Below are 26,539 nucleotides of genomic sequence, written 5' to 3'. Positions count from 1 at the left end.
TTATTTTTTAATTACTATTACATTATTATTGTGCACGGTTTTTCTCTTCGAAATTCACCGTTCTGTTATTTGATTTTACTTTCTGATTTCCAAAATTATAAGTGATGCTGAGTGTCATTCTTCTGGCATCCCAATAGTTGTTGAAGGACTGTGTGTTATCGGTAAAGTACATATCAGCCCTCAATCCGGATTGTCTGAAAATATCACTCATTGAAAGATTGACCTGAAGTGCCTTTTCTGCAAAGCTCATCTTTAATCCTGCATCCAGGCTTGCACTGTTTTTCGCAGAAAAATATCCGTCTCTGGAAGGAAGATTGTTCCAGTAGTTGACAAATAGCATGAATGTTTTTGCTTTATTCAGCTGGAAGGTATTGTTCAAAGAAAAATAAAATGACTGTCCATTTTTAGCAACCAGATTGAATCTTGTAATCTGAGTTTCATTATAGCTGAAGGAAGTAGAGATATTACTTTCCCAGATTTTGAAATAGGTGTTCGTATAATTGAGATTGATTCCGTAAACATTCTGACTATAATAGTTTTCATAGGTACTGACAAGGTTAATCCCATTCAGAAAGGAAATCTGGTCAAAATTATTCGTTGTTCTCTGATAATAAAGATTGGTAGAAAATTTACTTTTAAAAATATAATTGAATTCGATGTTATGATTGAAAGATGGCTGCAGACTTGGATTTCCTGTATAATACGTATTGGGATTAGAATACCATCGGAACGGATCTAAAGCCCGGAAGTAAGGCCGGTTGATTCTTCGTGAATAATTAATACTGAACTGATTGTTTTCATTGGCTTTATAAGAGACATAAGCTGTTGGGAAAAACTTTCCGTAATTATTCTCCGATTTTGATTGCGTAGTAGGAGAGAAGCCGCTGGTTTGTGAATATTCATAACGAAGTCCGGCCTTTACAGACCATTTTTCACCTAGGTCCTTACTGGCACTGATATAAGCTGCATAATTCTTTTCATCATAATCAAAAAGATTACTCTTTGCCGGATCTATGATATAATTCCCATTGGTGAAATTAAAATATTCTATATCTGAATTATTAGAAAACTGGCTGTATTTCGTACCTGTTTCCAATTGAATTTTTTTGAAATTTAAAGTCAAGTCTGCTTGTCCGGAGTATATTTTATAATCTACCGTAGAGCGATTTCTAACGATCTGAGTGGCATTAGTGGCAAGATTTTTTGTTGTAAAATTAACTTCAGTATCGGGCAAATTTCCATAATAATTAGATCCGAAACTAAGTTTATGTTCACCCAGTTTTTGATCAAAATAGAGATTAAGCATTTGGGTAGTAAAAGGAGACCGATGCTTTGAATCTGTCTCTGTTTGCAAAGTAGACGTACCATCTGTAAAGTAACTTTGTGTCGAATTGATATCCATATTGGTATGTCCTTTTGTAATGTCGTATACCAATCCTATATTGGAATTTTTAGAAAGAGAATAGTCGAAATTGGCATTCAGCCCAAGTCCGTCATTCATATCTCTTCTGTCATCCTTGCTGACAGAAGAATTTTGGCCGATAATATTATATTTTTCTACCGATCTTTTATCTCCGTCATATCCCGTCACCTTTACAGAAGCTTTTATCTTCTCGTTTTGATAATTTACTCCTGCCACACTGCTGAAACCGGCATATGTTTTTTGAGTATAATTGGAATTCAGATAGCCGCTCCATCCAAGATTCTGATTCTTTTTGAGGATGATATTAATAATTCCGCTGTTTCCCTGAGCTTCATATTTAGCAGGTGGAGTCGTAATCACTTCTATTTTCAAAATATTTTCAGAACGAATATTTCTCAGATAATTGATGAGTTCTGATCCGGAAAGATTCAGCATCCGGTCATTCACCATTACAGAAACCCCATTCTTTCCGGCAATAGAAAGAAGTCCTTTGTTTTCATCCACCTGCAATAAAGGAGTTCCCGCCAGAACCTCAGTCCCTGAGCTTCCCTGTGAAAGCATTGAGTTCTGAACGTTGTAAACAAGACGATCCACTTTACGTTCTACCAGAACTTTTTTACCATTCACCGTCACTGCTTCAATTTTGTTGACGTTAATAGTGTCTTTTGTTTGTGCTGCTGTTAAAGAACAAATCAAGGTAGCTATAAATAAAAAATCTTTTTTCATGGAATATTAATGACAGATTAAAATAATGGTTGTGTTAAATTTCTCTCACAAAAGTATTGGAAGGGCTTCTGAATGGAAAGAGCATTTAGATGAAGGGCAACATTATGCGTGTCAAAAAAGTTTCATCGGAAAAAAACAGGTTTTTATCGAAAAGAGTAGATGGAGTATCGCTACAGTGATTTATATTTGAATATGAATAAAAAGCAAATTATCTGGCTTCAGATTTTTTATTGGTGTTTCAATTTTATAGGGAACAACATTACGCCTTATTTCTTTTTCCCTGAGCGAAGGGGATTTGAAACGTATGTGCTGAACTTTACCTATTTTATTACTGAAATCTCTACTTTTTATCTTTTGTATCTTGTTATTATTCCGAAAGTATTAAATCTTGAGAAACTTTATTCTGCAGTTTTAGTTTTTTTAATCTCTATATTAAGCTTTGGTGTCATTCGGTATGGAATAGAAGAAGTACTGCTTCCAATTACTCTTGGATTCAGAAATTATAATAAAGATACCGGACTTTTATATTATTTGACAGATAATATTTACAATGCTTCACTGACGGTTTTCATTGCCGGAATTTTGTGGATCGTGGAGAAATACGGAGTTGCTGAAAATGATAAAAAACAACTTCTGATTGAAAAAAAACAGGCAGAGTTACAGGCACTGAAGACTCAGATCAATCCTCATTTTATTTTTAATTCATTAAATAATATTTACTCTTTGGTGTATCAAAAGTCAGATAAAGCACTTCCGGCCATTGAAGAACTTGGGCAATTGCTGAGATACAGCACCAAAGATCTTGAAAAAGACTCAATTTCTTTGGATAAGGAAATTGGATATATAGACAGTCTGATTGCGCTGGAGAAGCTTAGAATCAGAAATCCTGAACTGTTGAGTATACAAAAGGATATTCAACACCCTCATCTGAAGATCTCACCCATGCTGTTGGTTCCTTTTGTTGAGAATGCCTTTAAACATGGTGATTTTCGTGATAAAGGTTTTGATATGAAAATTTCAGATCATGATAAGGTGCTGCATTTTTATCTTTTAAATTTTAAAACACAGAAAATGAAAGACACCGTTTCTGGAATAGGAATTCAGAATGTGAAAAAAAGACTGGAAATATTGTATCCTAAACACCAGCTTGAGATCAAAGATTCGGAGACGGAATTTATTGTAGACTTAAAAATTGATTTAAGGGATGAATAAGATAAAATGCATCATTGTGGATGATGAGCCACTGGCCATCTCTCTTCTGGAACATTATGTAGAGAAGATTCCCTTTCTTGAATTGGTATTTTCAACAGAGAATCCTATTCTGGCCTTGGAGTATCTGCAAAAAAATGATTCCGACCTCATCTTTCTTGATATTCAGATGCCTGAGCTTACAGGAATCAATTTTATGAAGATTGTAGGACCTGATCAAAAGTATATTCTGACAACGGCTTATTCAGAGTATGCCTTGGAAGGATATGAGCATAATGTAGTGGATTACCTGCTGAAGCCTATTTCATTTGAAAGATTTCAAAAGAGTGTATTAAAGGCTCAGGAGCGATTTTCTTTTCCACAGGAAGAAAATACCCATTTCTTTGTAAAATCTTCCGGGCAGAGGCATCGTATCGGCTTTCAGACGATTCTTTATATTGAAAGTATAAAAGACTATGTCAATATCCGGACTGAAAATGATGAGTTTATCGTTCTGGATACTCTTAAATCAATGGAAAACCAGCTTCCTGCAACATTTGTTCGGATTCATAAATCTTTCATCGTCAACCTGGATAAAGTCAAAAGTATTGGAGCGAAAAAAGTGATTCTTCCTGAATACGAGATTCCTATTGGAGAAAGTTATAGGGCAGGCCTTTTGGATAGATTAAAGTGATGGAATATCATGATATTCATTTGAAACAGGTTCCTAAAACCTGTAAAGTTTAGAATATTTACCAAGTTCAGACCAAGTAAGTTGAAATAAAAAAAGACGACTTCAGTTGAAGCCGCCTTTCTATTAATTAATCTAACAATTAATCTTATTTTTCCTGTTGTTTGATCAGATTTAGCGCTGAACCGGCCTTAAACCAATCAATTTGCTGATCATTGTAAGTATGGTTGGCCATAATGATATCTTTAGTTCCATCGGTATGAATGAATTCTAAAGTCAGTTGTTTTCCTGGAGCGAATTGATCAAGATCTAAGAAATTAACAACATCATCTTCCAGGATCTTGTCATAGTCTGCCTCATTAGCGAAAGTAATTCCAAGCATTCCCTGTTTTTTAAGGTTCGTTTCGTGGATTCTTGCGAATGATTTTACCAATACAGCTTTCACACCAAGATGTCTTGGTTCCATGGCTGCGTGTTCTCTGGAAGAACCTTCACCATAGTTCTGATCTCCTACAACAATTGTTGGAATACCTGCCGCTTTATAAGCTCTTTGTACAGCCGGAACTTCACCGTATTCACCGGTTAATTCATTTTTAACTTTATTGGTTTCCATGTTGTAAGCATTCACTGCTCCAATCAACATGTTGTTTGAAATATTATCCAGGTGACCTCTGTATTTCAGCCATGGTCCAGCCATAGAAATGTGGTCGGTAGTACATTTTCCGAAAGCTTTGATCAATACTCTTGCTCCGGTAATGTTTTTACCATCCCATGCCGGAAATTCTTCCAATAACTGAAGTCTGTCTGAAGTTGGGCTTACATTAACAACAACGCTTGAGCCATCTTCTGATGGTGCCTGATATCCGTTATCATCTACAGCAAATCCTTTTGAAGGAAGTTCGAAACCTTTAGGCTCGTTAAGTTTTACCTGTTCACCTGCTTCGTTAGTTAATGTATCAGTAATCGGGTTGAAATCCAATCTTCCTGAGATCGCTACAGCAGCTACCATTTCAGGAGAAGCTACAAATGCGTGGGTGTTTGGGTTACCGTCAGCTCTTTTTGCAAAGTTTCTGTTGAAAGAATGGATAATAGAGTTTTTCTCTCCTTTTTCCGCACCTTCTCTGTCCCATTGTCCGATACATGGTCCACAAGCGTTGGTAAAGATTCTTGCGTTTTCAAATTTTCTGAAAGAATCTAAGAATCCGTCTCTTTCCGCTGTAAATTTCACCTGCTCAGAACCAGGGTTGATTCCTAAGATTGCTTTAGGTTTTACCCCTTTTGACACTGCATCCTCTACAATGGATGCAGCTCTTGATAAATCTTCATAAGAAGAGTTGGTACAAGAACCGATAAGCGCCCATTCCACTTCTAATGGCCATCCGTTAGCTTCAGCTTTAGCTCTGAATTCAGCAACAGGAGTCGCTAAGTCCGGAGTGAAAGGTCCGTTTAAGTGAGGAGTCAGTTCAGAAAGGTTGATTTCTATTAATTGATCGAAATATTGTTCAGGGTTAGCATATACTTCAGCATCACCTGTTAAGTGCTCTGCAATTTTATCAGCGGCATCTACTACGTCCTGTCTTCCTGTAGCGGAAAGATATCTTCTCATAGAATCATCATATCCGAAAGTAGACGTGGTAGCCCCGATTTCAGCACCCATGTTACAGATCGTACCTTTACCCGTTGCGGAAAGAGATTCTGCACCTTCACCGAAATATTCCACGATACATCCTGTACCTCCCTTTACGGTAAGAATTCCGGCAACTTTTAAGATCACGTCTTTTGCAGAAGTCCATCCATTCATTTTACCGGTTAATTTTACCCCGATAAGTTTAGGCATTTTAAGCTCCCAGGCCATTCCTGCCATTACGTCTACCGCATCAGCACCTCCTACACCAATGGCTACCATTCCCAATCCGCCGGCGTTTACCGTGTGCGAGTCGGTACCAATCATCATTCCTCCGGGGAAGGCATAATTTTCCAGTACAACCTGGTGAATGATACCTGCTCCAGGTTTCCAGAATCCGATTCCGTATTTATCACATACAGAGCTTAAGAAGTTGAATACTTCGGAGTTTTTGTTGATCCCTTCCTGTAAGTCTTTATCAGCACCTACTTTAGCCTGGATAAGGTGATCCGCGTGAGCAGTAGAAGGAACAGCCACTTTAGCTTTTCCTGCCTGCATAAACTGTAAAAGTGCCATCTGTGCGGTAGCATCCTGCATCGCTACTCTGTCCGGTGCAAAGTCCACATAAGAGTTTCCTCGTTCATACGCTTGTGTAGCATTTCCTTCCCAAAGGTGGGTGTAAAGGATTTTTTCTGAAAGGGTAAGAGGTTTTCCCACGATTTGTCTTGCTGCTGCAATTCTTTCAGGGTAACGTTCGTACACCTTTTTGATCATATCAATATCAAAAGTCATATCGTATTTTAGTTTTGTTCTTGTTCCGTTAATGCTTCTTTTCCCTGTGTTGAAAAAGAAAATCACTTATCTATGCATCAAAAAACGTTCCTATAATCCATAAACAGGGTGTTTTTGATTCTGAAATCAATAGATTTTATAACTTTCAATTTAAGAAAAATTAGAATTTATTTTCCAGCTTTTATCGAAAAAAAAACGTAATTATCTTAAAATAGAAACGTTCTAAACAAAAAATTGGAAGATTTTAAATCCTTAAGGACTAAAATCTTCCAATAATATAGTTATTCAATAGTCTTGCGACTTATTATCAATCTCTTAGTGAGCGCTTGTACTTGTTAATTCTTTAATAGAAGGAACGAAAGTAGTAAGGTCGATTCCTTCCACTGCAGCTTTGTACTCATCAATGCTAGGAATTCTTCCGATAATCGCAGAAAGAACAACAACCGGAGTTGAAGCAAGCAGAGATTCTCCTTTTTTACGTTCAGAATCTTCCACTACTCTTCCCTGGAAAAGACGGGTAGATGTTGCTAAAACAGTATCTCCTTTAGCTGCTTTTTCCTGGTTACCCATACAAAGGTTACATCCAGGACGCTCAAGGTACATTACGTTTTTATATTCAACACGGGCCTCTCCTTTTGGAGCGTTATCATCAAATTCAAAAGCTGAATATTTTTCTAATAATTCCCAGTCTCCTTCTGCCTTTAATTCATCAATGATGTTGTAAGTAGGGGCTGCTACTACAAGAGGAGCACTGAATTCTACCTTACCTTGTTGCTTTTCAATGTTTCTAAGCATTTGAGAAACAATCTTAAGGTCTCCTTTGTGAACCATACAAGATCCTACGAAACCAAGGTCTACTTTTTTCTCACCACCATAGTAAGAAAGATCTCTGATGGTATCGTGAGTATATCTCTTGGATACATCATCATTGTTTACATCCGGGTCAGCAATCATTGGCTCGACAATTACGTCAAGATCTACAACTACTTCAGCGTAATATTTAGCATTTGAATCCGGAGTTAAAGCAGGTTTTTCTCCTGATCTGATCTCTTCAATTCTCTTATTTGCTTTGTCAATTAATCCCTGAAGAACTTTATTGTGGTTATCCATACCCTTATCGATCATGATCTGGATTCTGCCTTTTGCAATTTCCAGTGATTCGATCAAAGTATTATCTTCAGAAATGTTGATAGAAGCTTTTGCTTTCATCTCAGCAGTCCAGTCTGTAAATGTAAATGCCTGATCAGCAGGAAGTGTTCCGATGTGAACTTCAATGATTCTACCCTGGAATACGTTTTCTCCTCCAAACTGCTTCAACATCTGAGCCTGTGTAGCATGAACCACATCACGGAAATCCATGTGTTCTTTCATGTTTCCTTTGAAGGTTACTTTTACAGATTCCGGAATTGGCATTGATGCTTCACCTGTAGCCAAAGCAAGAGCCACAGTTCCTGAGTCTGCTCCGAAAGCTACTCCTTTGGACATTCTTGTGTGAGAGTCACCACCAATGATGATGGCCCACTCGTCAACAGTGATGTCATTAAGAACTTTGTGGATAACGTCAGTCATAGCGTGGTATTCACCTTTCGGGTCACGGGCTGTAATCAGTCCGAACTCGTTCATGAATTTCATCAGCTTAGGAATGTTAGCCTGAGCTTTTTTATCCCAAACGGAAGCGGTGTGACATCCCGACTGGTAAGCTCCGTCTACAGTAGGAGAGATTACGGTTGCGGCCATGGATTCAAGCTCCTGAGCAGTCATGAGCCCTGTGGTATCCTGTGAACCTACAATATTCACTTTGACACGAACGTCTGATCCTGCGTGCAGAACTTTTCCTGGGGTAGTTCCCACAGCATTTCTGTTGAAAATCTTTTCTACAGCAGTAAGTCCCTGTCCTTCATGAGAAATTTCTTTTGAAGGAGCAAAAACCGTCGGCGCTTCAATACCTAAAACCTGAGCAGCAAATGTCTGTAGTTTTTTACCAAATACGACCGCGTAAGATCCTCCTGCTCTGATGAATTCCATCTTTTGCGGAGTGAAAGATTTGGTAAGGTCGATCAGTTCCTGGTCGCCGTTATATAATTTCTTTTCTTTTGTATTGATTGTTAAAACAGTTCCTGTTGCTACTGAATAGGCTTCTTCAAGAACAATGTCACCGTTTTCATTACGAACCGGGTTTCCGTTTTCGTCAACTTTCTTTACCCAGTTTTTAAGGTCAATACCGATACCTCCAGTAACGTCTACTGTGGTAAGGAAGATCGGAGAAATACCGTTTGTTCCTCCTACAATAGGAGCAATGTTAACGAATGGTACATATGGGCTGGCCTGTTTTCCTGTCCAAAGAGCCACGTTGTTTACTCCGGACATTCTGGATGATCCAACACCCATTGTTCCTTTTTCAGCGATCAGCATAACGCTTGCATCAGGATGCTTTGCCTGTAAAGCTTTGATTTCTTCCTGAGCTTCAGGAGTGATCATACATTTTCCATGAAGTTCACGGTCTGATCTTGAGTGAGCCTGATTACCCGGAGAAAGTAAATCTGTAGAAATATCTCCTTCACCAGCAATATAAGTAACTACTTTAATTTCTTCAGCAACTTCAGGAAGTTTAGTGAAGAATTCAGCTTTTGCGTAGCTTTCAAGGATTTCTTTTGCAATTTCGTTTCCGCTGTTGAATGCTTCTTTCAGACGGTTCGTATCTGCTTCATAAAGGAAAACCTGAGTTTTAAGAACGTTGGCAGCTTCTTTGGCAATCGCTGCATCATTACCTAAAGCAAGGTCCAGCAGCACCTCAATAGAAGGTCCGCCTTTCATATGAGATAATAATTCAAAGGCAAATGCCGGGGAAATTTCTTCTACTACGGATTCACCCAGAATAATTTCTTTTAAAAATTTTGCTTTTACTCCCGCTGCACTTGTTGTTCCGGGTAGTGTGTTATAAATGAAAAATTTAAGAGAGTCCGGTCGGTCAGCATTACCTGAATCTTTAATTTGTGCAATGATTTCGCTTAGTAATTCAGCACCATCAATTGGCTTTGGATGAAGCCCCTGGGTTTTTCTTTCTTCAATCTCTTTGATGTAATCCTTATAAATACTCATAATAGAAGGTCTTTCAAAATTAAAGGTAGGCCTGCTTTTTCTTTACCGGGGTGTATAAATACAATTAATGACATTTTGAGTTCTCGCATTTTGATGCAACATTAACCGAATAAAGTCAGCATAATCTACACTTTTTCAAAAGTTTTTTAAAATTATCAAACATTTCAAAATGTTCCCAAAATTACGAAATTTTACAATTTTATAAGAATGAAATTATTTAGATTCTTTATAAATATGAATTTTATAATATCTATTTTTGGTCGTATTTTTGTAATCAAATGGAGAATATGAAAAATATCCTGAATGTTTTATGTGTTTTTATTTCGATTTTCGTTTTCTCACAGACCCGATCTGTGAAGAAAATCCCTGCGAAGAAAGGACCGAAAACCACGGCTAAAAAAGCAGCATCAGCCAGCAAACCTAATGCTGATCTGGTGGTGATCAACAAAGATCTTCCTGTTTTGATTCCTAAGAAAAAAGGAGATCAGTTCGGGTATGTCAATCAGAACGGGAAATTTATTATCCAGCCGGAATATCATATTGCCGTATTTTTTTATGAAGACTGCAACCTTCTGAATTCTCCTAATGAAAAAGTGAGAAAATTTGGAACAAAAGACTATGCTACGGTGGAGAAAAATATGATTTCTTACCGTATAGATAAGTCCGGGAAGAGAGTCTATCAGTTTAAAGATACCGATTTTGGAAAATGTAAATTTGAAGAATATAAACAACAGTTATTCCAGGCTTATATCCTGAATGGTTTTTACGGAATCATTGAAAAATCAAAATTTGTAAATGCCGCAGATTACAGACAATATCAGATCTATCCTCAATATCAGTATCTGTTCATTCTTGAAGGGGATGATGTAGCTAATCCAATGATTGTTGCTTCCAATAATGATAAATTTGGAATCATTGATGTTAACAATAAAGTTATTATTCCGTTTGAATATTCCAATATTAAAAGAAATTTCAGCTGGAAACTCGGTAAGATGTTTGAAGTGACAAAAGATGGTTCCAATTACTATTACATAGACGCCAACAACAAAACTTACTAAATAATTATAAATGATGAATGATGAATGATTCATTTGATAACTCCTATTTTTCATAGTGTTTTTTCCATTCTGTAACTATTTATTTACCACGTAATCTGATATTCAGAAGCCCGCATCTCGTAACCCGATCGCAGTTCATATATTTTTTGTAATTTTGCGGCTGAAATAAAGGGGTGCTTTAACAGGCTGAGATTATACCCAATGAACCTGGAACAGGTAATGCTGTTTAGGGAATTGAAAATGTACCAATGAAACAGTATAACAATATACCAATTGCTAGACTGTTAAATTAATAAAATTGTTACATTATTGCTCAACCCCTTTTATTCATTAAATGTTAAAGATTTATAGAATGAAAGGATTATTTTTTTTAGGGCTTAGTGTAGGCTCAGTAGCTTTTATACAGGCTCAGAATAAAGATTCCCTAAAGGTGAGGGAAATTGAAGCAGTCAACTTTACCAAAAGGCTTCCGGTAGCAAAGGAAATCATCAATGTACAGAAAGATCTGGACAGTAAGAATCTGGGACAGGATCTTCCTATTCTTTTGAAAAATCAAACTTCCATTATTTCGACGTCAGATGCCGGAAACGGGGTAGGATATACAGGTTTCCGAATTCGTGGTGTTTCAGGAAGTGCCATCAATGTCATGATGAACGGTGTTCCATACAACGACTCTGAAAGTCAGGGAACCTTTTTTGTCAACGTTCCGGATTTGACAAGTTCTGCGTCACAGATTGTCATTCAGAGAGGAGTAGGAACTTCCAATAATGGGGTTTCTGCCTTCGGAGCAAGTATTAACGTACTTTCTAAGGATCCTGAAGAGAAATTTTATTTTAAAACGGATGACAGCTACGGATCATTTAATACTTATAAATATTCAGCAGAAGTTGGCTCAGGGAAATTCTGGAAAAACCGACTTTCTGTGATGGGAAGATATACTCATATTCATTCTGACGGATACATCGACAGAGCTTCATCTAACTTACATTCTTATAATTTCACTGCCTTATTTGAAGAAGGAAACACGAAATTACGTTTAATGGCTTTTGGTGGAAAAGAGAAAACATATCAGGCATGGAACGGGATTGATCGTAAAACCTGGGAGACTGATCCTAAATTCAATATTTCAGGAGCCATTTATGATGCCAACTGGGAGAATATTGTAAGTTTCTATGATAATGAAACGGATAACTACAGACAGAACCATTATCAGTTGCTTTGGGAACAGAAATTCAACGACCGCTGGAATCTGGAAACCACGTTCCACTATACAAAAGGAAAGGGATATTATGAAAACTACAAGCAGGGAGATCCTTTTTCAAGATATAACCTTCCCAATATAACAGAAGGAGGAGAAACGATAAAAGCTTCAGACTTTATCAGAAAAAAATGGCTGAATAACGATTTCTACGGAATGGTTTCTACATTGTACGGAAAGTTTGAAAATTTAGATTTGAACTTTGGTGCTGTGGTCAATCAGTATTACGGAAGACACTATGGAAATGTAACAGGAGTATTTTTTCCTCAGATTGATGAAAGCGAATATTACAGAAATCGCTCTGTAAAGAATGAGGTGTCTGGTTTTGCAAAAGCTTTATTAAGATTGAATAATTTTGAATTCTTTGGTGATTTGCAGCTCAGAAAAATAAATTACAACACAAAGATTCTGACGGCTGGTGATGGTGAAGGAGCAGATTTAAGTAAAAACTGGCTGTTTTTTAATCCAAAAGCTGGAGTAAATTACAGAATTGACGGAGGTAAAATATTCCTTTCTTACGCCCACGCCCATCGTGAACCCAACAGAGACGATCTGATGGCTAATAATGATGTAAAAGCAGAAAAGCTTCACGATATTGAAGCCGGTTTTGAAAAACAGTTCGGAATCGTTTCTTTTACTGCGAATGTGTATTATATGTATTATGTGAACCAATTAGTTCTGAACGGAGAACTGAATAACGTAGGGGCATTTATCAGAACAAATTCAGGGAAGAGCTACAGAAGAGGTATTGAGGTTGGTGCTTTGGCAAAACTATCCAAACAATGGGAGGTTTCCGGTAACGTAACATTAAGCCAGAACAGAAATCAGGATTTTAATATTCAGAATGGTGATGTTCCTAAAAGCCTTGGAAATACTCAGATTTCATTTTCTCCAAATGTTATAGCCAATTTAGGCTTGAAATTCAATCCTACAAAAAATTTCCAGTTTGCTTTAATGAATCAGTATGTAGGAAAACAATATCTGGATAATACCGAAGATGCCAATCTGCAGCTTAAAGATTATTTCCTTACAGATTTCAATGCTCAGTACCAGTTTAAAATTGCCAATAATGAAATTGCATTGAAGTTATTGGTGAATAACCTGTTCAATAAGAAATATGTGAATAACGGATCTGTTTATGATGGGCAGCCTTATTATTTTTCTCAGGCAGGAACGAATTTTATGTTTGGAGTGAGCTGGAAAATTCAGTAATTGACAAATCGGCCTTTTTGCTTTTTAACAGTTTTGACCTTTTAAGCTTAAAAAAAGCAGTTTGAATAACAGTATATCTGTTTTACTACAGAATAAGTAAAAGACTGTTTCGGCAGTCTTTTTTATATCCATTAAATATTACAAAAAGTCACGAAAAAGTTATAAATTTGCTGCCAAATGAATATTTCAGCATATATTTTAGAATACTTAAAACAATTTGGAACTGCCACAGTTCCAGGCTTTGGGGTGTTTTCACTGAAAAATTCTAAGGCAATTATTAATTCTGAAAACGGAAGCATTCTGCCTCCGGCCAGTCAGATTGAGTTTACAATAGATTACGAAGTACAGACTGAAGATCTTGCTGCTTTTATTGCAGAACAAAAACAAATGTCTCTGGAAGCTTCAAAAAGTGATCTTAAAATTCAGACTGATTTTTGGAAGAAAAAACTTCAGGCCGAACAGGTTCTTGAAATTCAAAACCTTGGAACAGTCTTCATTGAAGAAGGACACACTCATTTCAAGGGAAAAAGAATAGAATCCGGACGTCCGGACTTTTACGGATTGGAAGAAATCAGATTCTCAGATATCAATAACGGGGAAAAAGTAAATACCACAGTGAATCGCGAAAAGGATTTTAAATTCAAAAAAACAATTCTTTGGATTTTCCTTCTGGTTATTCCGGTTCTTGGAATTTTATATCTGGCGTTTACCCAACAGGAACTTCTTTTTGGAAAAAAATCTTTCAATAATGTTTCAGTACAGACTTCCACCCATAGAATTGTAAAAGATACGGTGAAAGTAATGGTACATACCCCGGAAACATCCGTTTCAGATTCTTTGAAAAAAGATTCATTAGTAAAACCCGCCGGAAAAGTAAAACAATCTGCCCCGGCTGTCCCAAACAACACTAAGACTAGATGGCAAAAATAAAAAAAGCGTCAGAATCTCTGACTATTATGACCAATATCGTTCTTCCGAACGAAACCAATTCTCTAAGAAACCTTTTCGGTGGTGAACTTTTAGCAAAAATGGACCGTTGTGCGTCTATTTCTGCAGCAAGACACTGCGAAAGAAGAGTAGTTACAGCTTCTGTAAACCACGTATCTTTCAACCATCCGATTCCGGAAGGAGGAGTTGTGGTGCTTGAATCTAAAGTTTCCAGAGCATTTTCCACTTCCATGGAAGTGTATGTAGATGTATGGTTGGATGATCCTATCAATCAGAAAAAAGTTCATACGAATGCCGGGATTTATACTTTCGTTGCAGTAGATGAATTCAACCGTCCGATTCCTATTCCGGAAATGATTCCTGAAACAGAGGAAGAAAAAGAAAGATTTGCCGCAGCATTCCGTAGAAAAGAACTTTCATTGATCCTTTCCGGAAGAATGAAACCTTTGGAGTCTGTAGAACTTAAAAAACTATTCCAGGAACCGCAGGAGTCTAAGAAAGACAAAAAATAAAACACAAAAAAACACAAATGACTGGCACAAATTTTCACAAATGGTTTGTGCTCAGTAAGATGAAAAAAATAAGCAAAATGGATATTTCAGAAAATGATATATCAAAAATAGTCTACGAAGCAGGGTTATGATGAGGTTAAAATGGATGTTGGTTATAGAGTTGACTTTTTGATTGAGGAAAAATTTGTGCTGGAAATAAAATCTATAGAATCATTACAGGATATTCATTTAGCGCAAATACTTACCTACCTTCGCCTAAGTAATTGTAAACTTGGGATGTTGATCAACTTCAATACACTTCAGTTTAAAAATGGTGTTAAGAGAGTAATTAACGGTACTTTATAATTTGTGCTATTTGTGAAATAAATTAGTGTCATTTGTGTTTAAACTATGAAAATACTTCTTTTAGATAAAAACCATCCTCTCATCACTGAACAGCTTTTGGCTCAGAATTTTATTTTAGAAGAGGATTTTACATCGTCTTATGATGAGGTTTGTGATAAAATTGAGAACTACGACGGAATTATTATCAGAAGCCGTATTCCACTAGACAAAAACTTTCTGGAAAAAGGAAAGAATCTGAAGTTCATTGCCAGAGTAGGAGCCGGAATGGAAAATATTGATATACCCGTTGCTGAAAAACTGGGAATTCAATTGATCAATTCTCCTGAAGGAAACAGAGATTCTGTGGCTGAGCATGTAGTGGGAATGTTACTGGTGATCATGAACAGACTTTTTATTGCTTCTCAGGAAGTGAAAAACGGGATCTGGAAACGTGAAGAAAACAGAGGAGATGAGCTGTTGGGGAAAACAGTAGGATTAATTGGATATGGTAATATGGGAAAAGCTACTGCAAAAAGACTTTCAGGGTTTGGATGTAAAGTGATTTTCCATGATATTCTTCCTGATCTTTCTGATGAATATGCAGTACAGGTTTCATTGGATGAATTGAAGCAGTCTGCAGAGATTGTGAGCTTACACATTCCTTTAACTGCGGAAACCCATTATCTTATAGATGAAACATTCATTGCAGAAATGAGAAAAGAATTTTATTTTGTGAATACTGCAAGAGGAAAGAATGTTGAAACTAAAAGTTTAGTACAAGCATTGAAATCAGGAAAAGTGAAAGGTGCTTGTCTGGATGTTTTGGAATATGAAAAGTCTTCCTTTGAGAACATTGAATCAGAAAATGAAGATCTGAAATATCTTCTTGAATCAGAGAAAGCTATTGTCACACCCCATATTGCCGGATGGACCCATCAAAGTAAAGAAAAACTGGCTCAGTTTATTGTAGATAAAATTGTGGCTTCACATTGTTAAGATATTTAAAAAAATAAAATATAAAAGGCGGATATACAAAAAGTAAATCCGCCTTTTATGATGATTTTACCCTTTAACATTTTACTTTTCTATTTCAATTATGTTAAATAATTCATAATATCCACCTCATATTTATTATTTATTTTGAGTTTTATTAAATTGCCGCTCATTTTTGAATCTCATGACGACGCGTAATTTTGTACTTATTTTAACTGTTCTATTATCAATATTTTCCTGTAAAAAAAAGTCTGAAGCCAGAGAAGTTTCGGCTGAAAATACAACCAATCTGCCCAACTATGGAAATGTAGATCTGAGTGATATTTTTACAAAAGGTGACGGACAGCTTTTGAACAGACAAACTACCGTAAGTTATATAGATCAGTATTACAAAAAGATATGGGAAGGAGGAGACCTTAGCGGTGGAATTCTTGTTGCCAAAGGTGATGAAATCCTGTATGAAAATTACAGAGGTTTCGGAAGAGAAGGAAACCAAATGCCAATCGATAAAAATACACCTTTGCACGTTGCTTCAGTTTCAAAGACTTTAACGGCAATGGCCATGATGAAGCTTATAGAGGCCGGAAAAATAAAATTAACGGATCACCTTACGCAGTTTTTTCCAGGATTTCCCTATCCGAATGTTACCGTTCAGACTTTATTGGATCAAAGAAGCGGTCTTCCAAAATATGAATATTTTATTACCAAGATACAACCTGCTCCGGCAGAACTTTCCAAGCCTTTTATTACCAACGAAGATGTATTGAATATGATCATCAAATATAAACCTGATCTGGCAAGAGATACGGATACAGGATTTATGTATTGCAACACGAATTTTGCTTTATTGGCTTTATTAATTGAGAAAGTGACTAAAACTCCTTTCCCTCAGGCGATGAAAGAAATGGTTTTCACACCATTGAAAATGAATAACACGTACATCTTCCAGGAAAAAGATATTCCTACAGCTTCGCAGTCTTTCTATTATGGAGGAAATAAGTTGTATCCTTTAGACAGACTTGATCTGATTTACGGAGATAAAAATGTGTACACTACACCAAGAGATTTATACAACTTCTCAAAAGCAATGTTTTCGAAAAATTTCCTGAAACCGGAACTGATGCAGATGGTATTTACTCCTTACAGCAATGAGAAAGCAGGAATGAATAATTATGGGTTAGGATTCAGAATGAAAATATTCGATAATGGCGAGAAGCTGACCTATCACAACGGATGGTGGCATGGCACCAACTCGGTATTTGCCCATCTTTTAAAATCTAAGGTTACCATTGTAGCTATTGGAAATAAATATTCAAACAAAGTATATACAGCTCTTGCATTATCAGGATTATTTGAAGATTTCCCTTTACAGAAAGAGAAACTTCATACGGTGATGCATGACAATAAAGATACTTTAAATTCCGGACAGGAAGTTTTTGGAGAATAATGTTTACTTTTGCCTAAACATTTTCATGAAAAGGTTTCTTTTATTATTCGTTATCTGTTTTCTTGTACATTCATGTGCAAGAGTAGGATCTCCTGTTGGAGGACCTAAAGATACTCTGGCACCGAAATTTTTAAGTTCAAACATTGATACAACAAGAATTAATGTCAAAAGAGATATTCACCAGCTCCGTCTGGATTTTGATGAATATGTGACGTTGAAGGATATCAATAAAAACCTGATTATTTCACCTCCCATTAAAGGGATAACGAGGATTCTTCCGTCCAATATTGCCAACAAATTTGTTCTGATTCAATGGTCAGATACCCTTCAGGCTAATACAACGTATAATTTCAATTTTGGAAACTCAATTGTTGATAATAACGAATCCAATATACTAAGGTATTTCAATTTTGCTTTTTCTACAGGAGATAAATTGGACGATCTTTATATCAGCGGTGAAGTGAAGGATGCTCTCAATACTAAAAAGAAAGAAGGAACTACAGCAGAAAATAAACTTGTGGTAGGATTGTATCAGCTAAAAGATACAATGGATTACAAGAAAAAACCTTACTATATCACAAAGGTAGATGAAGACGGATATTACGAATTAAACTATCTGACTCCTGGGAAATATAAAATTATTGCTTTTGAAGACGAGAATGGAAATTCTATGTATGATCCGGGTAAAGAAAAAGTAGGTTTCCAGAAAGATCCCATCAATTTTGAGAAATCTATTTCAGGGTTAAACTTAAAAGTATATCCTTCCAAAAAGGCTGTAAAGTATGTTGAAATGAAAGAAATCTCAGGCGGTGTTCTGATGACTTTTGAAGGAAATCCTGACGAAGTAAAAGTTCAGTCGCTGAATGAGAAACTGAAAGATGTAAAAATAACCCATACTCCGAAATCAGACTCTGTAAGAATCTGGTTTGATGCGGTAAAAGATAATGTAGGGCAGGACGCTAATGAAAAACTGATATTCACCCATAATAAAGGTCCAAAAAAAGACAGTGCCTACAGCGTGTCTTTATTTTACAGATACAATAAAAAGAATGTCATGGATCTCAACAGTGATAATGGAGGTGAATCATTAGCTCCAAAGTCAGATTTTAGGATATCTTCCAATTATATCGTTGATAAAATCGATCCTTCAAAATGGACACTTAAGATGAAAGGAGACAGTTTAACAACATTACCGTTTACTGCGAAAATTTCAGAAACAAATCCTTATCAGATTCAGGTTCAGTCAGATTTTGTGATGGGGAAAAGTTATGAGCTTACCGTACCTAAAGAAACCGTATCCTCTTTCTATGCAAAAAATACTCAGTCTAAGCGTTTCGATTTTGATGTTGACAAGATAGACCAGTTTGGAAGTGTTGAATTCTCCATTTCTAATGCACCTACGACAAATTATTGGATTCAGCTGCTGGATTCTTCAGATAAAATTGCTTATCAGAGATATATAAAAGGAGACAAAGTAAAATTTGATATCCTGAAACCTGGAGAATATATTGTGAGAATTCTGGTAGATAATAACGGGAATAAATATTGGGATGAAGCAGATTTTGCAAATGATGTTTTTGCTGAAGATGCCTATATTTTCTATAAAAAAGTGATCATTAGAGGTCTATGGGAAACAAGAGAAGAGTGGGATCTGAAGGATACCAGAACACTTGATAATCCTAAAGGAGCTACGCCCGCTGTAGCAACTCCTGTAGTGGAAACACCACCAGCTGCGACTGAAGTGAAACAGGAAGCTAAAAAAGAATTAAAATCTCAAAATGCTGTTTTAACGCCAGTAAAGTAAGTTGATGAAGATCGCTAAGAAAATAATATTCTGGACATTGGTGGCGTTTGCCCTGATTCAGTTCTTTCCTATCGATAGAACCAATCAGCCTGTGGATACGAAGGTAAACTTTGTTGATGCAAGGAAATCACCGGAAAAGATCAGAACGCTGCTTAAAAATGCATGCTATGACTGTCATTCCAATGAAACGGTTTATCCGAAATATGCTTTTATTGCTCCCGTTTCATGGTCTGTGAAGAGTCACGTGAATGAAGGTCGCGAACATCTTAATTTTTCTGTCTGGGGAACATATAATAAGGATCTGAAGGAAAATATGCTGACTAAATCCGTTCAGACCATTCAGAACAAAACAATGCCGATGCCGGGTTATATTGTTTATCATAAAGAAGCCAATCTTTCAGAAGCGGAAAGAGCATTGCTGATTCAGTATTTTGAAGAAATGTTGAAGACTAAAACCTACTAGTTTCTATCATAGAAAACTCCCGCAGATTTTACAAACCAAGCATATTGTTTAAACAATGATCTGCCTGATCTGTAAAATCTACGGGAGAATATTTTACAAAAATTATTTATTTATATAGCTCTCAAAAAATCTCTTCTGAGAATCGAAAGCGATATCTTCAAAATCCAGATCCTGTAAAGGAATCCAGACTGCTTCCGAAATCTCAGAGAGCTCAAGATTTACCTCAAACTTTTCCGAAACATTGTATTCATAAAAGAGATCGATCGTATTATAATCAATCTCCTTGTATTGATAGATGTTAGGAAGGCTGGTAAGGTATTTCAGGTTCGAAATATTGATGTCAAGCTGAAGTTCTTCAAAAAGTTCTCTTTTACAGGTTTCCTCTGCACTTTCTTTAGGGTCGACAAATCCTCCTGCAAGATCGAGCTTCCCTTTTTTAGGATCTCTGTTTCTTCTGGTAAGATAAATTTCGTCTCCACATCTGATGACAACTGCTACCGCACCTGCCACATTATTATACAAAGTAAAACCGCATTCCGGACAGCTCCATTTCTTTTCACCATCCCAGTGTAAGGACTTCTTGCCACAGCTTGGGCAATATTTCAATATTTTCATTGAGCAATATTAATATTTCTCGGGTGATAACTCAAAATAACATCCCTTAATTCTTCCGTTTTCAGATGCGTATAGATCTCCGTTGTGGTAATACTTGAGTGTCCCAGCATTTCCTGGATATAACGTAAATCTGCCCCATTCTGTAACAAATGGGTTGCAAATGAATGTCTGAATGTGTGTGGAGATATTTTTTTGTTAACCCCTGCTTTATCTGTAAGTTCTTTGATAATAAGAAATACGATTACTCTGGACATAGAAGTCCCACGGCTGTTTAAGAACAGAGTATCTTCATATTTCTTATTGACTTTTCCTTTAGAACGAACCTCTTTGATATAACTTTCAAGCAAATCAGCCGTATAATCAGCTAAAGGAACAAAGCGGGTTTTATTTCCTTTTCCGTGTACCTTGATATATTGCTCTTTGAAATTGATATTGGAGATCTTCAGATCGATCAGTTCAGAAACACGAAGTCCGCATCCATATAGTACCTCTATGATGCAGTGGTTTCTTTTTCCAAGATCTGTATTGACCTCAATAGCAGCAATAATTTTGTTGATATCAGGCAGGCTTAAAGTATCAGGTAGATATAGTCCCAGTTTAGGGCCTTCAAGTAACGCCGCAGGATTGTCTTCACGATATTCATCTTCCAGCAGAAATTTGAAGAAAGCTTTGATGGAAGATATCCATCTTGCCTGTGATCTCTCACTGAATTTCTGTTTGGAAAGATTGAAAATGTATTCCTGCAGGTTTTCGTAACCGATGGAGTCTGGACCGACGTTTTCCAGATCCTCTTCTGCGTAATCTTTTAATTTCTTAATGTCCCGAACGTAAGCGTCGAGCGTGTTTTCTGAAAAATTTCTTTCGAAACGAAGAAATATTTCAAAATCTTTGATCTTTTCATCCCAAGTCATTTGTGCTTATTTTTTTAGTTCACAGTCCGATATTTGTTCTATTTCAATATTATGGTTTCTCAGGAACGATATTCCATCGTCATCCGAATACTCATTAATGTACACCAGTCTCGTAATCCCTGCCTGCAGAATCAGCTTGCTGCATTCTTTACAGGGAGACAGCGTTAAATATAACGTTGCTCCTTTTGCAGATTGGGTAGAGGCAGCCAGCTTTAATATAGCATTGGCTTCCGCATGCAATACGTACCAGTGTGTTTTTCCATCTTCATCTTCACAGCAGTTTTCGAATCCCGAAGGAGTCCCGTTGTAACCATCTGAAATAATCATCCTATCTTTTACGATAAGAGCTCCCACCTGTTTTCTCTTACAGTAGGAGAGTTTTGCCCATTCCTGAGCCATTTTTAGATAAGCTTTATCAAACTTATTCATACCGCAGCATTGTTTTTTTCGAAATAATTTGGATTAAAATCTTTTAGAAAGATTTAGAAGTTAGGTTTTCTCTTCTCTAGAAACGCAGTAACTCCTTCTTTCTTATCTTCCATTTCAAAAAGTTCTCCGAAATATTTGATTTCAGTTTCAAAACCTTTCTCCGTATCCGATAAATTCACGGCATTGATAGCCTTCGATATTGCCATTGGTGAATTGTAGGCAATCGTGTTTGCTAATTCTTTCGTTTTGGTTAATAATTCTTCAATAGGGTATACTTCATTCACCAGTCCGATCTCTTTTGCTTTTTGAGCAGGGATCATTTTGGCAGAGAAGATCATTTCATTGGCAATACCTTTTCCTACAAGCTTTGGAAGCCTCTGAGTTCCTCCGTATCCTGGAATCAATCCAAGTGTTACTTCAGGAAGTCCTAATCTGGCGTTTTCCGATGCATATCTGATGTGGCATGCCATGGCAAGCTCCAAACCTCCTCCTAATGCAAAACCGTTTACGGCTGCAATGACAGGTTTAGACATATTTTCAATCTTGTTGAACAATGTATTTTGTCCGTTTCTTGCAAGTTCTTCAGCTTTTTCCTGTCCGAATTCACTGAATTCCTTGATATCAGCTCCCGCTACAAAAGATTTTTCTCCACTTCCGGTAAGGATAATGACTCTACATGAAGTGTCAGCGTTAAGCTCATCCAGTGCGGTACTGATTTCCTGAATTGTTTTGGCATTTAAAGCATTTAAACTCTCAGGTCTGTTTATGGTAATAATAGATAATTTATCTTCTTTTTTTAATAATATGTTCTCGTAACTCATTTTTCCACTTTAAAATATCATCCTTTGCAAATTATGAATTTTTTACAAAAAAAAGGAAAAAATATTATTTTTTTTTCCTTTTTTTTAATTTATCATTCAATATGATTATTTGGAATGATTCATCATATTTGCATCAATATTGACGTTTAGTTGAGAAGCCACTTTCATGCCAAGCTCTATGTTAGCACGGAAAAAGTGACATAGCTGTCGGTTGATAATCTCATCCTTTTTAGGTCCTGTAATGCCATTCATGCTGCCTACAATATTTTTGATCAGATGATCTCTGTCCTCAGCATTCATTGCTTTTGAATACAAAAGCCCTGGTTGGGTATAGTGATCACTGTCATTGTCATTTCTGTTGTAGCTGGCAACATGAGCACTGTCTAACTCATATTCATAGTTTTTATAAGATGAATCTGCTTTAATATCATCAAAACTGTTCGGATGATAATTAGGTTTGTCCTTGTACTGGCTTGAATCCGCCATATAACCATCTCTTTGGTAGTTGTTGACTTCAAATGGACATCTGTTCACTTCCAGCTGATGAGCATTGACACCTACTCTGTAACGATGAGCGTCAGGATATGAAAATAATCTTCCCTGAAGCATTTTGTCCGGTGAGAAACTGATTCCGTTAATTAAGTTACTTGGTGAAAAAGTAGACTGTTCCACATGGGCGAAATAATTAACAGGTACTTCGTTCAGTTCCATTTCTCCTACTTCAATCAAAGGGAAATCATCGTGGAACCATACTTTGGTTACATCAAACGGATTCCATCTGAAATCTTTTGCCTGTTCTTCTGTCATTACCTGAATGTACATCGTCCATTTAGGGAAATCCCCATTTTCAATAGCGTTGCAAAGGTCTTCCTGTGCAAAGTCCGGGTTTTCTCCGGCCATTTTTACGGCTTCTTCCTCCGTAAAGTTTTTTACGCCTTGTTTTGTTTTAAAATGGAATTTCACCCATACTCTTTCATTTTTATCGTTGATCATGGAGAAAGTATGAGATCCGAAACCGTGCATATGTCTGTAGCCGTGAGGTGTTCCTCTGTCTGACATTAGTATAAGAACCTGATGAAGTGATTCCGGGTTTAAGCTCCAGAAATCCCACATCATCGTGGCGCTTTTTAAGTTGGTTTTCGGCACTCTTTTCTGAGTGTGAATAAAATCAGGGAATTTTTTTGCATCCTTAATAAAGAATACGGGAGTATTGTTTCCTACAAGATCCCAGTTTCCGTCTTCGGTATAAAATTTTAAGGCAAAACCTCTCGGGTCCCTTGCCGTATCTGCGCTTCCTTTTTCGCCTCCCACAGTGGAAAATCTTGCGAACATTCTGCATGAGTTTCCTACTTTTGAAAACAGCTTTGCTTTTGTGTACTGGCTGATGTCGTGTGTTACAGTGAACGTTCCGTAAGCTCCGCTTCCTTTGGCATGCACAATCCTTTCAGGAATTCTTTCCCTAACGAAATGCGCAAGATTCTCCTGAAGAATAAAGTCCTGCAGCAATACCGGGCCTCTTGGTCCTACCGTCTGTGAATCCTGATGTTCAAAATAAGGTGCGCCGTTACTTAACGTTAATTTTTTAGAATCCATATAATTGATGATTTGAATAATTGTTTCTTTTTCCTAAATCCAGTGTAAAGGTAATGAATATCAAATTTACTTGAATTTTTAATTGCTAATAGCAAAAACGTTATATCTTTGTAATAGATAATATTAATCAAATGAACATTCAGCAACTGGAGTATCTTATCGCCGTTGATAAGTATAAACATTTTGGTAAGGCCGCTCAGGCGTGTTTTATTACCCAACCTACGTTAAGTGCCATGATACAGAAATTTGAGGATGAACTGGATGTAAAGGTTTTCGACAGAACTACTCACCCGATTCGTACCACGGATGTAGGTCTTCAGATTATTGATCAGGCAAAGGTAATTATCGAGTCTGTCAATGAGCTGAAAAACAAAGCCAATCTTTTGAATAATATTCTAGGAGGAACTATCAATCTGGGAATCATTCCTACGGTGTCTTCTTTCATTCTGCCAACAGAGATTTTCAAATTCCTGGAGGAAAATCCGAAGATTCAGATGAATGTAAAAGAAATGACAACTGATAATATTATTAAAGCGCTGAAAGCAGGAGAGTTAGATGCCGGAATTATTTCCACTCCTTACGATACCGCTGACGAGTTTTATCAGGATTTTCTGTTCAATGAGGAGTTGATGATTTACAGTTCCAATACAGAAGCTAACAAAAAGAATTCTTATATCATTCCGGAAGATCTGAATGTAGAGAAAGTATGGCTTCTTGAAGAAGGGAACTGTCTGAGAAATCAGTTTGAAAATATTTGTCACCTTAAAGAAAATACCCTGAAACCTAAAAATTTAGATTTCTTAGCTTCCAATATCCAGACTCTGGTACACATGGTAGATAAAGTAGGAGGAATCAGTATTCTGCCGGAACTGGCACTGAGCCAGCTTTCAGAAGAGCAGAAGAAAAATGTTTTCAGATTTAAAAAACCTTTCCCGTATCGGGAAATCAGTATTATTTACTATAAACCGACTTTTAAGCAAAAAATTATTGATGAATTATCACATTCTATCAAAACTTCTTTAGAACTTAAGTTGAATTACCACGAAAGTCCGAAAGAATTTGTAAGCATTAAGCCTCAGTAATGGAAATGCTTTAAAGTGATAGAAATCATCAATTTAAATAAAAGTATAATTAATAAACAAAATTTTTGAGTATTACGAAAATAGTACTTAAATTTGCTGACGTTTATTACGAGGAAAAATTTGACCTGATTGCAACCTCTATAAAAAAATGCTAAAACAGTATTCTTTTTTCTGGGCAATTTCATTCATATTTTTCGCAATACAATTTTTTAAATCTTTAAAAACAAAAGAATTATATGTCTTATTTATTTACATCTGAATCAGTTTCAGAAGGACATCCGGATAAAATTGCCGATCAGATTTCCGATGCATTAATCGACCATTTCTTAGCCTATGATAAAGATTCAAAAGTAGCATGTGAAACTCTTGTAACGACCGGACAGGTAGTATTGGCAGGAGAAGTAAAATCAGATGCTTACCTTGATGTACAGACCATTGCCAGAGAAGTAATCAACGGAATCGGGTATACGAAAGGAGAATATATGTTCAACGGAGATTCTTGCGGAGTTATTTCTGCTATCCATGAGCAGTCACCTGATATCAACCAAGGAGTTGACAGAGCTGTAAATGATGAGTCTTTCGAAGCTAAAGCAAATGCACAGGGAGCAGGAGATCAGGGTATGATGTTCGGGTATGCTACCAATGAAACGGCAAACTATATGCCTCTTGCATTGGATCTTGCCCATACGATCCTGAAAGAACTTTCTGCTATCAGAAGAGAAAATAAGGAAATCACTTATCTTCGTCCGGATGCAAAAAGCCAGGTAACCATTGAGTATTCTGACGATCATAAACCAATCAGAATAGATTCTATCGTAGTTTCTACCCAACATGATGACTTTGGAAGTGAAGAAGAAATGCTGAACAAAATCCGTGAGGATATCAAAAATATTCTGGTTCCAAGAGTTGTTGCACAGCAAACTGAAGAAATCAAGGCTTTATTCAACGATCAGATCAAATATCACATCAATCCTACTGGGAAATTCGTAATCGGAGGACCTCACGGAGATACAGGTCTTACAGGTAGAAAAATCATCGTTGATACCTACGGAGGGAAAGGAGCTCACGGTGGTGGTGCTTTCTCTGGAAAAGATCCTTCTAAAGTGGACAGAAGTGCGGCTTACGCAACAAGACATATTGCTAAGAACTTAGTGGCTGCCGGAGTAGCGGATGAAGTTTTGGTACAGGTTTCTTACGCCATTGGAGTAGCTGAACCTTGTGGTTTATACATCAACACTTATGGAACTGCGAAAGTAGACCTTCATGACGGAGATATCGCTAAGAAAGTTTCTGCTATTTTTGATTTAAGGCCTTATGCTATTGAGCAGAACTTGAAATTAAGAAATCCTATTTATCAGGAAACAGCGTCTTACGGGCATATGGGTAAAGAGCACTATATAGCTGATAAAACTTTCAATAAAGGACATAAAAATGAGCTTACATTAGAAGGGCTTGAGTTCTTTACATGGGAAAAACTAGACAAAGTAGAGGAAATTAAAGCTGCTTTTGGAATTTAATTTCTCTTT

General features: G+C 36.7%; 20 protein-coding genes and 1 pseudogene. 13 read left to right on the top strand and 8 right to left on the bottom strand.

Going from position 1 to position 26,539, the window contains the following annotated elements; all coding sequences use genetic code 11:
* Positions 1-25 precede the first annotated feature (25 nt).
* Complete coding sequence (locus A1704_RS21170) at positions 26-2,149, bottom strand: TonB-dependent receptor domain-containing protein (RefSeq protein ID WP_062675996.1); 2,124 nt, start codon at positions 2,147-2,149, stop codon at positions 26-28.
* Positions 2,150-2,341: 192 nt separating this feature from the next.
* Between A1704_RS21170 and A1704_RS21165 the strand changes: the two genes are divergently transcribed.
* Positions 2,342-3,361, top strand: coding sequence for a sensor histidine kinase (locus A1704_RS21165; RefSeq protein WP_062675995.1), 1,020 nt, complete (start codon positions 2,342-2,344; stop codon positions 3,359-3,361).
* On the top strand, positions 3,354-4,031 hold the full coding sequence (locus A1704_RS21160) for a LytR/AlgR family response regulator transcription factor (protein ID WP_062675994.1): 678 nt from the start codon (positions 3,354-3,356) through the stop codon (positions 4,029-4,031). The genes A1704_RS21165 and A1704_RS21160 overlap by 8 nt, the downstream gene beginning before the upstream one ends.
* A gap of 145 nt (positions 4,032-4,176) precedes the next feature.
* Here the strand turns inward: A1704_RS21160 and A1704_RS21155 are convergent, their stop codons facing one another.
* Both A1704_RS21155 and A1704_RS21150 read right to left on the bottom strand, forming a co-directional pair.
* Positions 4,177-6,444: an aconitate hydratase gene (locus A1704_RS21155; RefSeq protein WP_062676123.1), complete on the bottom strand. Its 2,268-nt coding sequence runs from the start codon at positions 6,442-6,444 to the stop codon at positions 4,177-4,179.
* A gap of 315 nt (positions 6,445-6,759) precedes the next feature.
* On the bottom strand, positions 6,760-9,543 hold the full coding sequence (locus A1704_RS21150) for a bifunctional aconitate hydratase 2/2-methylisocitrate dehydratase (protein ID WP_062675993.1): 2,784 nt from the start codon (positions 9,541-9,543) through the stop codon (positions 6,760-6,762).
* Between the two features lie 287 nt (positions 9,544-9,830).
* Here A1704_RS21150 and A1704_RS21145 point away from each other — a divergent pair, with 287 nt between their 5' ends.
* The 9 genes and pseudogenes from A1704_RS21145 (at position 9,831) to A1704_RS21105 (ending at position 19,562) form a co-directional block, all read left to right on the top strand.
* Positions 9,831-10,601 carry a WG repeat-containing protein gene (locus tag A1704_RS21145; RefSeq protein ID WP_062676122.1) on the top strand — a complete coding sequence of 257 codons (771 nt, stop codon included), beginning with the start codon at positions 9,831-9,833 and terminating at the stop codon, positions 10,599-10,601.
* Between the two features lie 352 nt (positions 10,602-10,953).
* The gene (locus A1704_RS21140; protein WP_062675992.1) at positions 10,954-13,071 is read left to right on the top strand and encodes a TonB-dependent receptor; all 2,118 of its coding nucleotides are present in this window, start codon (positions 10,954-10,956) and stop codon (positions 13,069-13,071) included.
* Between the two features lie 177 nt (positions 13,072-13,248).
* Complete coding sequence (locus A1704_RS21135; protein ID WP_062675991.1) at positions 13,249-14,001, top strand: hypothetical protein; 753 nt, start codon at positions 13,249-13,251, stop codon at positions 13,999-14,001.
* Positions 13,989-14,531, top strand: coding sequence for an acyl-CoA thioesterase (locus A1704_RS21130; RefSeq protein ID WP_062675990.1), 543 nt, complete (start codon positions 13,989-13,991; stop codon positions 14,529-14,531). Before A1704_RS21135 ends, A1704_RS21130 begins: the two co-directional genes overlap by 13 nt.
* A gap of 138 nt (positions 14,532-14,669) precedes the next feature.
* Positions 14,670-14,876, top strand: a pseudogene (locus A1704_RS21125) (GxxExxY protein); the annotation flags it as partial.
* Positions 14,877-14,921: 45 nt separating this feature from the next.
* Positions 14,922-15,851, top strand: a complete 930-nt coding sequence (locus A1704_RS21120) for a 2-hydroxyacid dehydrogenase (protein WP_062675989.1) — start codon at positions 14,922-14,924, stop codon at positions 15,849-15,851.
* Between the two features lie 181 nt (positions 15,852-16,032).
* Positions 16,033-17,295, top strand: a complete 1,263-nt coding sequence (locus A1704_RS21115) for a serine hydrolase domain-containing protein (protein ID WP_062675988.1) — start codon at positions 16,033-16,035, stop codon at positions 17,293-17,295.
* Between the two features lie 25 nt (positions 17,296-17,320).
* Positions 17,321-19,099: an Ig-like domain-containing protein gene (locus A1704_RS21110; protein WP_062675987.1), complete on the top strand. Its 1,779-nt coding sequence runs from the start codon at positions 17,321-17,323 to the stop codon at positions 19,097-19,099.
* Positions 19,100-19,103: 4 nt separating this feature from the next.
* Entirely contained in the window at positions 19,104-19,562 is a 459-nt protein-coding gene (locus tag A1704_RS21105) for a heme-binding domain-containing protein (protein ID WP_062675986.1), read from the top strand.
* 102 nt (positions 19,563-19,664) lie between these two features.
* On the opposite strand, the gene A1704_RS21100 is transcribed toward A1704_RS21105, so the two are convergent.
* The 5 genes from A1704_RS21100 to A1704_RS21080 all read right to left on the bottom strand — a co-directional run bounded on the left by A1704_RS21100 (position 19,665) and on the right by A1704_RS21080 (position 23,931).
* Positions 19,665-20,177, bottom strand: a complete 513-nt coding sequence (locus A1704_RS21100; RefSeq protein WP_062675985.1) for an NUDIX domain-containing protein — start codon at positions 20,175-20,177, stop codon at positions 19,665-19,667.
* Positions 20,174-21,088 carry a site-specific tyrosine recombinase XerD gene (xerD, locus tag A1704_RS21095; RefSeq protein ID WP_034692523.1) on the bottom strand — a complete coding sequence of 305 codons (915 nt, stop codon included), beginning with the start codon at positions 21,086-21,088 and terminating at the stop codon, positions 20,174-20,176. The genes A1704_RS21100 and xerD overlap by 4 nt, the downstream gene beginning before the upstream one ends.
* Positions 21,089-21,094: 6 nt before the next feature.
* The gene (locus A1704_RS21090) at positions 21,095-21,517 is read right to left on the bottom strand and encodes a deoxycytidylate deaminase (RefSeq protein WP_007844123.1); all 423 of its coding nucleotides are present in this window, start codon (positions 21,515-21,517) and stop codon (positions 21,095-21,097) included.
* A 53-nt stretch (positions 21,518-21,570) separates the two neighbouring features.
* Entirely contained in the window at positions 21,571-22,338 is a 768-nt protein-coding gene (locus A1704_RS21085) for an enoyl-CoA hydratase/isomerase family protein (protein WP_062675984.1), read from the bottom strand.
* Between the two features lie 105 nt (positions 22,339-22,443).
* Positions 22,444-23,931 carry a catalase gene (locus tag A1704_RS21080; RefSeq protein ID WP_062675983.1) on the bottom strand — a complete coding sequence of 496 codons (1,488 nt, stop codon included), beginning with the start codon at positions 23,929-23,931 and terminating at the stop codon, positions 22,444-22,446.
* Between the two features lie 131 nt (positions 23,932-24,062).
* Here A1704_RS21080 and A1704_RS21075 point away from each other — a divergent pair, with 131 nt between their 5' ends.
* Positions 24,063-25,013: a LysR substrate-binding domain-containing protein gene (locus A1704_RS21075; RefSeq protein WP_034692517.1), complete on the top strand. Its 951-nt coding sequence runs from the start codon at positions 24,063-24,065 to the stop codon at positions 25,011-25,013.
* A 236-nt stretch (positions 25,014-25,249) separates the two neighbouring features.
* On the top strand, positions 25,250-26,530 hold the full coding sequence (gene metK / locus A1704_RS21070) for a methionine adenosyltransferase (protein WP_062675982.1): 1,281 nt from the start codon (positions 25,250-25,252) through the stop codon (positions 26,528-26,530).
* Positions 26,531-26,539 lie beyond the last annotated feature (9 nt).

This window comes from Chryseobacterium cucumeris, assembly GCF_001593385.1.
GTDB classification, from domain to species: Bacteria; Bacteroidota; Bacteroidia; order Flavobacteriales; family Weeksellaceae; genus Chryseobacterium; species Chryseobacterium cucumeris.
The sequence above is the reverse complement of the archived record's forward strand: the minus strand, read 5'-3'. Positions and strand labels throughout refer to the sequence as shown.

Bases quoted from the DNA above. Each gene is read 5' to 3' on its own strand.
- A1704_RS21170 (WP_062675996.1), bottom strand. From the start codon at position 2,149: ATGAAAAAAGATTTTTTATTTATAGCTACCTTGATTTGTTCTTTAACA.
- A1704_RS21135 (WP_062675991.1), top strand. From the start codon at position 13,249: ATGAATATTTCAGCATATATTTTAGAATACTTAAAACAATTTGGAACT.
- A1704_RS21160 (WP_062675994.1), top strand. From the start codon at position 3,354: ATGAATAAGATAAAATGCATCATTGTGGATGATGAGCCACTGGCCATC.
- metK (WP_062675982.1), top strand. From the start codon at position 25,250: ATGTCTTATTTATTTACATCTGAATCAGTTTCAGAAGGACATCCGGAT.
- A1704_RS21120 (WP_062675989.1), top strand. From the start codon at position 14,922: ATGAAAATACTTCTTTTAGATAAAAACCATCCTCTCATCACTGAACAG.
- A1704_RS21150 (WP_062675993.1), bottom strand. From the start codon at position 9,543: ATGAGTATTTATAAGGATTACATCAAAGAGATTGAAGAAAGAAAAACC.
- A1704_RS21165 (WP_062675995.1), top strand. From the start codon at position 2,342: ATGAATAAAAAGCAAATTATCTGGCTTCAGATTTTTTATTGGTGTTTC.
- xerD (WP_034692523.1), bottom strand. From the start codon at position 21,088: ATGACTTGGGATGAAAAGATCAAAGATTTTGAAATATTTCTTCGTTTC.
- A1704_RS21130 (WP_062675990.1), top strand. From the start codon at position 13,989: ATGGCAAAAATAAAAAAAGCGTCAGAATCTCTGACTATTATGACCAAT.
- A1704_RS21075 (WP_034692517.1), top strand. From the start codon at position 24,063: ATGAACATTCAGCAACTGGAGTATCTTATCGCCGTTGATAAGTATAAA.
- A1704_RS21115 (WP_062675988.1), top strand. From the start codon at position 16,033: ATGACGACGCGTAATTTTGTACTTATTTTAACTGTTCTATTATCAATA.
- A1704_RS21155 (WP_062676123.1), bottom strand. From the start codon at position 6,444: ATGACTTTTGATATTGATATGATCAAAAAGGTGTACGAACGTTACCCT.
- A1704_RS21105 (WP_062675986.1), top strand. From the start codon at position 19,104: ATGAAGATCGCTAAGAAAATAATATTCTGGACATTGGTGGCGTTTGCC.
- A1704_RS21100 (WP_062675985.1), bottom strand. From the start codon at position 20,177: ATGAAAATATTGAAATATTGCCCAAGCTGTGGCAAGAAGTCCTTACAC.
- A1704_RS21110 (WP_062675987.1), top strand. From the start codon at position 17,321: ATGAAAAGGTTTCTTTTATTATTCGTTATCTGTTTTCTTGTACATTCA.
- A1704_RS21145 (WP_062676122.1), top strand. From the start codon at position 9,831: ATGAAAAATATCCTGAATGTTTTATGTGTTTTTATTTCGATTTTCGTT.
- A1704_RS21140 (WP_062675992.1), top strand. From the start codon at position 10,954: ATGAAAGGATTATTTTTTTTAGGGCTTAGTGTAGGCTCAGTAGCTTTT.
- A1704_RS21085 (WP_062675984.1), bottom strand. From the start codon at position 22,338: ATGAGTTACGAGAACATATTATTAAAAAAAGAAGATAAATTATCTATT.
- A1704_RS21090 (WP_007844123.1), bottom strand. From the start codon at position 21,517: ATGAATAAGTTTGATAAAGCTTATCTAAAAATGGCTCAGGAATGGGCA.
- A1704_RS21080 (WP_062675983.1), bottom strand. From the start codon at position 23,931: ATGGATTCTAAAAAATTAACGTTAAGTAACGGCGCACCTTATTTTGAA.